At 28.9% G+C, this 8,595-nt stretch carries 10 protein-coding genes; 5 read left to right on the top strand and 5 right to left on the bottom strand.

Annotation, left to right across the window (positions count from 1 at the left end):
- A partial coding sequence (locus tag Q0K54_RS12835) for an Rpn family recombination-promoting nuclease/putative transposase (protein WP_294581820.1) occupies positions 1 to 508 on the bottom strand: 508 nt, incomplete at its 3' end.
- Between the two features lie 487 nt (positions 509 to 995).
- A complete protein-coding gene (locus tag Q0K54_RS12830; RefSeq protein WP_294581819.1) occupies positions 996 to 1,328 on the bottom strand; it encodes a helix-turn-helix domain-containing protein in 333 nt (110 codons plus the stop codon).
- A 105-nt stretch (positions 1,329 to 1,433) separates the two neighbouring features.
- Here Q0K54_RS12830 and Q0K54_RS12825 point away from each other — a divergent pair, with 105 nt between their 5' ends.
- The 3 genes from Q0K54_RS12825 (at position 1,434) to Q0K54_RS12815 (ending at position 3,345) form a co-directional block, all read left to right on the top strand.
- A complete protein-coding gene (locus tag Q0K54_RS12825) occupies positions 1,434 to 2,003 on the top strand; it encodes a flavin reductase family protein (protein ID WP_294581817.1) in 570 nt (189 codons plus the stop codon).
- Between the two features lie 122 nt (positions 2,004 to 2,125).
- Positions 2,126 to 2,713, top strand: a complete 588-nt coding sequence (locus tag Q0K54_RS12820) for a hypothetical protein (RefSeq protein ID WP_294581816.1) — start codon at positions 2,126 to 2,128, stop codon at positions 2,711 to 2,713.
- The gene (locus Q0K54_RS12815) at positions 2,710 to 3,345 is read left to right on the top strand and encodes a LytTR family DNA-binding domain-containing protein (protein ID WP_294581815.1); all 636 of its coding nucleotides are present in this window, start codon (positions 2,710 to 2,712) and stop codon (positions 3,343 to 3,345) included. Before Q0K54_RS12820 ends, Q0K54_RS12815 begins: the two co-directional genes overlap by 4 nt.
- Before the next feature lie 53 nt (positions 3,346 to 3,398).
- Here the strand turns inward: Q0K54_RS12815 and Q0K54_RS12810 are convergent, their stop codons facing one another.
- Positions 3,399 to 4,727 (bottom strand): MATE family efflux transporter, encoded by a 1,329-nt coding sequence (locus Q0K54_RS12810; protein WP_294581813.1) that lies wholly within the window; start codon positions 4,725 to 4,727, stop codon positions 3,399 to 3,401.
- Between the two features lie 182 nt (positions 4,728 to 4,909).
- Here Q0K54_RS12810 and Q0K54_RS12805 point away from each other — a divergent pair, with 182 nt between their 5' ends.
- Positions 4,910 to 5,644 carry an HAD-IIB family hydrolase gene (locus Q0K54_RS12805; RefSeq protein WP_294581811.1) on the top strand — a complete coding sequence of 245 codons (735 nt, stop codon included), beginning with the start codon at positions 4,910 to 4,912 and terminating at the stop codon, positions 5,642 to 5,644.
- 14 nt (positions 5,645 to 5,658) lie between these two features.
- On the opposite strand, the gene Q0K54_RS12800 is transcribed toward Q0K54_RS12805, so the two are convergent.
- A complete protein-coding gene (locus Q0K54_RS12800; RefSeq protein WP_294581810.1) occupies positions 5,659 to 6,819 on the bottom strand; it encodes a PucR family transcriptional regulator in 1,161 nt (386 codons plus the stop codon).
- Positions 6,820 to 6,987: 168 nt separating this feature from the next.
- Between Q0K54_RS12800 and Q0K54_RS12795 the strand changes: the two genes are divergently transcribed.
- Entirely contained in the window at positions 6,988 to 7,119 is a 132-nt protein-coding gene (locus Q0K54_RS12795) for a hypothetical protein (RefSeq protein WP_294581808.1), read from the top strand.
- A 70-nt stretch (positions 7,120 to 7,189) separates the two neighbouring features.
- Here the strand turns inward: Q0K54_RS12795 and rho are convergent, their stop codons facing one another.
- Positions 7,190 to 8,392, bottom strand: a complete 1,203-nt coding sequence (gene rho / locus Q0K54_RS12790; RefSeq protein ID WP_294581806.1) for a transcription termination factor Rho — start codon at positions 8,390 to 8,392, stop codon at positions 7,190 to 7,192.
- Between the last annotated feature and the right edge of the window lie 203 nt (positions 8,393 to 8,595).

Raw genomic sequence — 8,595 nt, 5'->3', positions numbered from 1 at the left:
GATAATCAATATCTAAGATATTTAAAGTAAACACCTTATAATTGCTTATGGCTTTCTTTTCATCATCTAAAACATCAAAATAGCTATATAGATCACTTTTAGTATTCCAGCGATATTCACTCCAGTTGATTACACCGGACATAACTTTACTTAGTTGTTCAACTTTTTTATCAGTTAAGTTATTTATCTGACGTTGATAGAGCATAGAATCATAAGATAGACATCTAAATAACATCAATCGATCTTGATACTTTTGATTTTCAATACCAATTAGCATTGAGCGATGACCATCATCATATTTAAAAATAATATCGCGCCGTAATTCGATGTCTTTGATGAAACTGTTACTTTTAATTACGGTAGATATTTCGCTATCATATAAAGAAAGACAATGATAATCGATAATTTGATTACCATCAAATAAGATGCTATTGATGAAGTCAGCAAAATATCTCGGGTTTTTAAAATAATCTTTTAAAACAATATCGTTTTTAAATAAAGTTTTCATAAATTGGCCTCCAAGAATAAATATTTTTTTATATTAGAAAATTAATCAGTAAATATTAAAGATATTTATCTTGGAAAGATAAAGGGATATTGTTTATTGACAAACTAATTATAGCATGAATATTGATATAATTTATCTCAAATTTATCTCATATTTATTAATAGTATATGTTCATTATTATCGAAAAATGATTAGGAGATTTTTTAAATAAAGCCTGAACCAATGTCATTCAATCCGCAACTTAATGACATATACTTTTTTAAATCAAAAAAGGAGGAAAAACTTCCTCCAAATCTATTTTCAATAGTAAAGCAACAAAACAGCATAACGTATTTTAAGGGTAGGAAAATGTTCATCTACTATCAGTTGTCTTACTACACGACAAAAATATACAACTTAAACCTAACTTTAAGTCAACGATATTTAATAAATAATTTTTTTATCCATAATCTATAGATATTTTCCTTTTATTTTAATACATAATTACTTATTTACGATTTTGTTCACCCCAAATACATAATTGATCTAAGACTACCATCAATGATTTTCCACGTTCAGTCAATGAATATTCTACTTTAGGAGGAATCTGGTTGTAAACTTCACGATGAATCAGTTCATCTTTAACCAGTTCTTTTAGGTTTTGACTCAGTGTTTTATCTGAAACTTTCTTTAAATAACGCTGCAGCTGGTTAAAACGGACTGGTTGATATTCCATTAGACAATATAATATGATCATTTTATATTTACCTGAAATCAATGATAGAGTATAACTAAATCCAGTATCTTCAAAATTAGCATCTTCAATAAAATCTTTTATCATAACTTACCTCACAGTAAGTACCTAACTAGAATGTAGGTACTTGATTATTTATCTATAAGAATTATAATAAATATATGAAAAAAAATCTAGTATGGAGGTATTTTTATGTTAAAAGATTTAGGAGTTAGTCCTTTTGTTTTTCCAATGCCAGTTTTAATGATTGCCACATATGATGAAAATGATAAAGTTGATGTTATGAATATGGCCTGGGGTGGTATCTGTGCTAACAATATGGTAGCTTTAAATATTGGTGAACGTCATAAAACATCAAAAAATATTAAATTGCGTCAAGCTTTTACTTTAAGTATTGCTGATATTGATCATCTTGATGAAAGTGACTTCTTTGGAATTGCTTCTGGAAATAATATGGAAGACAAATTTGAAAGAACTAAAATGACGGCTGTTAAAAGCGATAAAGTTGATGCCCCAGTTATTACTGAATATCCATTAACATTAGAATGTAAAGTCGTTGAATGTCAAAATACTGTATATGGTTTTAGAGTATTAGGTGAAATCGTTAATGTTTTAGCTGACGAAAAAGTGTTAGATGAAAAAGGAAAAGTTGATCCAACTAAATTAAATGCTTTTGTTTTTGATCAATTCCAAAATGGATATTATGCAATTGGTGAAAAAGTAGGACAAGCTTGGGATAATGGAAAGAAATTTATGAAATAGCTTTTTGAGATAAGTTTTTGCTTATCTCTTTTTTTATTGATGCTAATAATCGGGTGTTTACGACAGAGCTATTTTAATTGCTAATCTAATCATCTATACTGTAAGCATCGGAGGTATTTATTATGATTACAGTAGGTAAACCAAGACTTAAGATTGCTATTTTTCTTAATTTAATTTTTATTATTTGGGCTGTTGTTTTATTTAGATATAGTCCCTATCCTGGGATAAAATCATTTTCGATTTTATTAATTTTATTGTGTATATTAGTTATTATACCAAACACTGCATATTCATCTATTTTCTGGTATGTTGATCAAGAAGCCATTTATTATACTAACTATGATAATTTGTTTCAAAAAACAATTCTATTTTATCGACAATATTTAAAAAGAACTAAAATGAATTATCAAATTAAAGTTAATTTAAAAATGATTTCTTATATCGAAATCACTTATGTTCCACTACCAAAACCATTTTTTTGGAATATTGGTTATGATATTATCTTTATTATCAAAACTAAAGATAATAGCGAATATATTTTTAAAGCATTATGTGGCAGACAAAGAAAAGCTTTTAATCAAGCCGTAGCTTATTTACAGAAAATTGGTATTCGATTTAAAGATAAATATCAAATAATTAATCAGTTAAAAAATTCACCTGAACACATTAGTTATTATCTTGATCAAATCGAAAAGGAGAAACAGTTATGATTTCCATTGGTTTAAAAACCAGCAATGATTTCGATTATCAAAAGAAACTAGCAGCTTTTTTTAACGAAAATAATATCGAATATATGATTGAATCAATTAACGATAGTGTTTATGATATCTATTTAATTGAAATAAACAGTTTAGAAGACTATAGGTATTTAAGTAAAATTGATAAAAGTAATTCATTAGTATATATTGTAGGCTTAAAGAATTATCAGTTATTAGATGAAGCTTTAACTCGACAAGTAAATTTATATTTGGATAAAGATAATTTTCTATTAGACTTATCAAAAAAGAAAACTGAAATTTTAAGACAAATAAATACTAATTTTAAAATTTATCATTATCAAAAAGGACATTTAACTGTAAATCTTCGAATTAAACAAATTATTTATGTTGAATCTCAAAATCATTATCTAACTATTCATGCCCTTTCAGGTACTTTGGTTGAAAGAAAAACATTATCACAATTTATTAAAGAGATTGATTGCAAACAATTTATTCAAATTCATAAATCATATGTTGTTAATAGTTTATATATCAAAGATATCAAAAAACAAGAACTATATCTGCAATTCAACATTACTCTTCCAATTGGGCGAAAATATGCCAATATTATCATTGATCAATAATTAATCTTAAGTCAAATAAAGCAGAGATCAAAAAAACCATCTCTGCTTTATTTCTAGATTAATTGTCGATTCATCCATTTACCACTTAGATAACGCCAAACAAAGAAAATACACCGCACGATCCAGTCAACGAACATAGCAATCCAAACACCGATTAATCCTAATCCTAGATAACGTCCCAAAACATAGCTTAAACAAAATCTAAAAGTCCACATAGAAGCTGCTGAAACAATCATCGTAAATTTAGCATCATTACTTGCCCGTAAAGCATTTGGGAAAGTAAATGATGTTGGCCAAATTGTAGCAGCAAAGAAACCATGAAGGAAAATACATTGGTAAGCTAAATCTATCGTTTGATCAGATAACGAATATAGTTTTAAAATTGTTGGTGTCGCCAACAAGACTACGGCAACTGCTAAAATCGTTGCTACATAAGTAATTTTCAATAACTTTTTAACATAGTACTTAGCTTGTTTATAATCACCGGCTCCAACACATTGACCAATTACAGTAACCATTGCCAATGACATTGCCATCCCAGGAATAATTTGCATCTGAGCCAAGTTATTAGAAACGGCATTAGCCGCAATAGCATAAGTACCAAAAGTGGCTACTAAACTTTGGACTAAAATCTTACCAAATTGAAACATTCCATTTTCCAAACCTGATGGAATCCCAATTGTCAATATCTTTTTGATATAACCAATATCAAATTTCCAATGACGATAGTCGATAACATATAAATCATTATCTTTATTAGCTAAAAATTTTAAAATGACAAGACAACAAACTGCTCTAGCAATCAAAGTTGCCAACCCGGAACCCAAAACGCCAAGATTTAATCCAAAAATAAAGATGGTATTGAAGATAATGTTAATAATATTCATGATACCACTAGTAACCATCGAAATTTTAGAATTTCCAATTGCCCTAAATAACGCAGCTCCAGAATTATATAAAGCTATAAATGGATAAGACAGGGCCGAAACAAAAAAGAATGTTTCAGCATTATTCATAACTTCACTATCAACATTTCCAAAAGCTAAATGTAAAATTGAGCGATTAAAAAGTAAAATTATCAACATGATCGCTAAAGATAAAATTGCCGTAATCAATAATAATTGTTTAGCTGAAAACCGCGCTTTTTTAATAGAACCTTGACCAATAAATTGCGCTGCAACTACGGCACCCCCAGTACCTAAAGCCGAAAAGACGTTGATCAATAAGACATTAATCGAATCTACTAATGAAACAGCGGAAACCGCTGACTCCCCAACATTAGAAACCATGATCGTATCACAAAAACCAACTAAAATTACTAATAATTGTTCAATGACCAATGGAATGATCAGTTTTTTTAATGCCTGATTTGAAAACATCATTTTACATAACCCCCTTGAATAAATATTATACGCTCAGTCAAGCGATTTAAAATGCTTTTTCAGTTTTAGAAATTAAAAAAATTAACTAAATCTTTACAAATCAATAAATAAAAACAGCCAGTATTTAAGGATACTGCTATGCTATAATAAACTGAGCAAATAATGAAAGGAATAAATTTATTATGAAAGCATTCGCCAGTGATCTTGATGGAACTTTGTATTTTAACGATTTACCTGAAAAAATCAAAGCTAAAGATATCGAAGCCATAAAAAAATGGCAACAAAACAACAACCTATTTGGAGTATGTACCGGTCGACCATTAAGTGATGTAGACGTTGGACCAATAGACTTAGATTTTTACATCGTTAGCAGCGGTGCTTTGGTTCTTGATAAAAATCAACAAGTAATTCATGAAGAATTAGTATCTTTTGATATTATTAAAACAATCTTTGATCAATATAATGATTTATTTTATGTCTATATTCAAGGTGATAAAAAATTATATTGTACTAAAGCCGGTACACTACCTCTTAGGCATACCTTAATTGAAGATATTGATAGTTTAAAAAATAGTCATTTATATGGTATTTCAATTAATGCTTTGACTTGTGAAAATGCTAAAAAGACAACGGAAATTATTAATCAGCAATTTGGTGATTATGTTGATGCCTATTTAAATGTTGATTGTATTGATATTGTTAATAAGGGCTGTTCTAAAGGAAGTGGATTAAAAAGATTAAAAGAGAAAATGCAAATTACCTATTTATCAGGAATTGGTGATTCATATAATGATTTACCAATGTTGGATTTTGTCGATTTAGCATTTACGTTTAATAGAAGTGATTTTGAAATAAAACAACACGCCAATTATTTAGTTGATAGTGTTAATGAAGCGATTGAAATAGTTCTAAAATAGACCACTAAAGTGGCCTATTTTTCTATCATTCTTTTAATATAAAATGCCAGCATATAATGCATCTTTTCTTCAAAAGTTTCTAACTGGCATCCTAACAGTTCTTTAATCTTACTCATTCGATAATTAATGGTATTACGATGCATATATAAGTTTTTAGCCATTGTTTGCATTGACCCATCATAAATCAGATAATAATATAGCGTTTTTTCTAATTCTCCGTGATGTTTTTGATCATATTTAAGAATTGGATCTAACAATTTATAGTAAATACTCGTTAAAATCTGCTGATCTTCAATTGTAAATAGGATTTGATAAATCCCCATTTCTTCAAAATATAAAATAGGATATTTGAATTTTATCGCCATTTTGACAGAAGCCAATGCTCTTTTATAGCTTAAAATTACTTGAGCCAAATCGGGCATTTGACTACCTATTCCTAAATAAATAAAACGATCATAAATTCTTTTTCGGGCCCGTTCGTACATCTTTTTAATAATTTTTTCTAATAAATCTGGTTTTAAATTATTAACGATCAAAACAAAATAATTATCAAACCAGAAATTAGAATAAGGACTGTCGATTTTTTCAAAGCATAACTGTAATTGAAAACTGATTCTTCTACGTTCAATAGCATCAAATTGATCGGAATTTTCAATTGCTACTAAAACAACCTGAAAATTACCATCAACATCAAATGAACTCATTAAAGTTTGACGTACTTCTTCAACTACATTTGGTTCGATAAAGATTTTTTGAAATAATTTGGATATTTCATTATCCTCTCGTTCAGAACGTAAACAACGCATACTAAAATCTTTGATTAAGTCTGCCAGATGAACTTCCCATGGCATTACCAGTAGAGGAAATTCTTGTTCATCACAATAATCAATAATATCCTGAGGAATTTCAAAAATGTACTTACCAGTATTTATGATTAACCCAACAATATGATATTTAACCAAACACTTAATAAATTCAAACAATGAATCATGATCTTGGAATCCTAAACCTGTTGTAACAGCTAATTCTTTGCCCCATAATTGCTGGATAATCGTCGTATCTTCAATCATATGAACCCAGCTAATACTATTGCCACACCCTGCTTTACCAGCTAACAATTCCAAGTGATAAATATCTTTTGTTTGAATTAAAGCATCTTCAATTGTAAACCCCATTTACGTCACCTCTTTTTTGTGCAATATGCACAAATATATATCCAGTTTTTTAGTTCCCTTGTCTCTACTAATCTTTAAATAATTTTATATAATATTATTGTATTAAAAATAAAACATTTAATCTTAACATTTTACTAACAAATATTTTATTAACAGGAGGGACTTCTTATGAACTTAGCTTACGAATATTATTCATTATTAAACAACCACGATGTTTATCCTGCATGGGTAGAAAGTGAAAAATATTTCAATTGTGAACATTTTTCAAAAATCATCCGATTCTTTACTAAAAGATTTTAATCACACATACTATATCTATACGGGAAATAATCACAGTAAGCACTATGAAAACATAGTGCTTATCTTTTTATTAGAATTTTTTCTTTTTAATTAGATGATCGACTAATTCCTCATTTGATTTAGATTTTTCAAATAAATACAATAATGAATCAGTTGCCTGCTCTGGTCTTAAACTATCAAAAGCCTGACGAATTATTCGCATTGCCTGTTGTTCTTTATCACTTAATAATAAATCTTCACGTCTAGTCCCTGACTTTAAAACATCAATTGCCGGAAAGATTCGTCGTTCTTGTAAATAACGGCTCAAGACAACTTCCATATTTCCGGTTCCTTTAAATTCTTCATAGACAACATCGTCCATTTTACTTCCAGTATCGACTAAAGCAGTCGCTAAAATTGTCAAACTACCACTTTCACGAGTATTTCTGGCTGCACCAAAAAAGCGCTTTGGCATATATAAAGAGGCCGGATCTAAACCACCTGATAAAGTTCTTCCTGAGGGTGTACATGTTAAGTTGTATGCTCTAACTAATCTTGTAATACTATCTAGCAATATCATAACATCTTTGCCATGTTCAACTAATCTTTTAGCCCGTTCGATTGTCATTTCCGATACCTTTTTATGTCTTTCAGACATTTCGTCAAAAGTTGAATAAATCACTTCAACATTTTCTCCCTGAATAGCTTCTTTAAAATCAGTAACCTCTTCAGGTCTTTCATCAATCAATAATATTAAAATATGCATATCTGGATAACTTTCATGGACTGATTGGGCAATATGTTTTAATAGCGTCGTTTTACCAGCTTTAGGTGGTGAAACAATGATCCCTCTTTGCCCTTTTCCTATTGGCGATAATAAATTAATAATGCGCATTGAAATACTATTATCCGCTGTATCTAGATTAATTCTTTCATTTGGAAAGATTGGTGTCAGTTTTTCAAAATTCTTTCGATTTCTTGCTTCACTAGGATCTAATCCATTAATTAATGTTGTATACATTAATGCCTTGTATTTTTCAGTTGCTTTAGGCTGACGAATATATCCGGTAATAAAATCACCGGTCTTCAAATTAAAACGATGAATTTGTGTTTGTGAAACATAGACATCATCACGACTAGCTAAGTAATTAGAATTTCGAATAAAACCATACCCATCAGGCAAAGTTTCTAAAATTCCTGTTACTGTCTCACCGTTGCTAACGGAATTTTCAATTTCTTCACGTTTTTCTTTTGGTGTTCTTTCATCAATAAAAATACTGTCACTTGTTTTCATAAGAATAACCCTTTCATATATATCAACATAATTTTAAAATATGTTTTTAAATTAATAATTTAACCACAACAAAAAAATCCTATAGATATATTAATATCGATAAGAAGCGATTTACCAATAATTTTCAATTAAATTTATGATTTCTAGATTAAGTGATGGATAAATTAAAATCTATTGATGTGGTGGTATTATTTAATGACATT

The sequence above is a fragment of the uncultured Thomasclavelia sp. genome (assembly GCF_944324745.1).
In the GTDB taxonomy this organism is placed as follows: domain Bacteria; phylum Bacillota_I; class Bacilli_A; order Erysipelotrichales; family Coprobacillaceae; genus Thomasclavelia.
This window is presented reverse-complemented; position numbering and strand designations above follow the sequence as displayed.

What these genes read in the sequence shown, in the direction of transcription:
- Q0K54_RS12830 (WP_294581819.1), bottom strand. Translation starts at nt 1,328, where the DNA reads ATGATAAAAGATTTTATTGAAGATGCTAATTTTGAAGATACTGGATTT.
- Q0K54_RS12825 (WP_294581817.1), top strand. Translation starts at nt 1,434, where the DNA reads ATGTTAAAAGATTTAGGAGTTAGTCCTTTTGTTTTTCCAATGCCAGTT.
- Q0K54_RS12820 (WP_294581816.1), top strand. Translation starts at nt 2,126, where the DNA reads ATGATTACAGTAGGTAAACCAAGACTTAAGATTGCTATTTTTCTTAAT.
- Q0K54_RS12815 (WP_294581815.1), top strand. Translation starts at nt 2,710, where the DNA reads ATGATTTCCATTGGTTTAAAAACCAGCAATGATTTCGATTATCAAAAG.
- Q0K54_RS12810 (WP_294581813.1), bottom strand. Translation starts at nt 4,727, where the DNA reads ATGATGTTTTCAAATCAGGCATTAAAAAAACTGATCATTCCATTGGTC.
- Q0K54_RS12805 (WP_294581811.1), top strand. Translation starts at nt 4,910, where the DNA reads ATGAAAGCATTCGCCAGTGATCTTGATGGAACTTTGTATTTTAACGAT.
- Q0K54_RS12800 (WP_294581810.1), bottom strand. Translation starts at nt 6,819, where the DNA reads ATGGGGTTTACAATTGAAGATGCTTTAATTCAAACAAAAGATATTTAT.
- Q0K54_RS12795 (WP_294581808.1), top strand. Translation starts at nt 6,988, where the DNA reads ATGAACTTAGCTTACGAATATTATTCATTATTAAACAACCACGATGTT.
- rho (WP_294581806.1), bottom strand. Translation starts at nt 8,392, where the DNA reads ATGAAAACAAGTGACAGTATTTTTATTGATGAAAGAACACCAAAAGAA.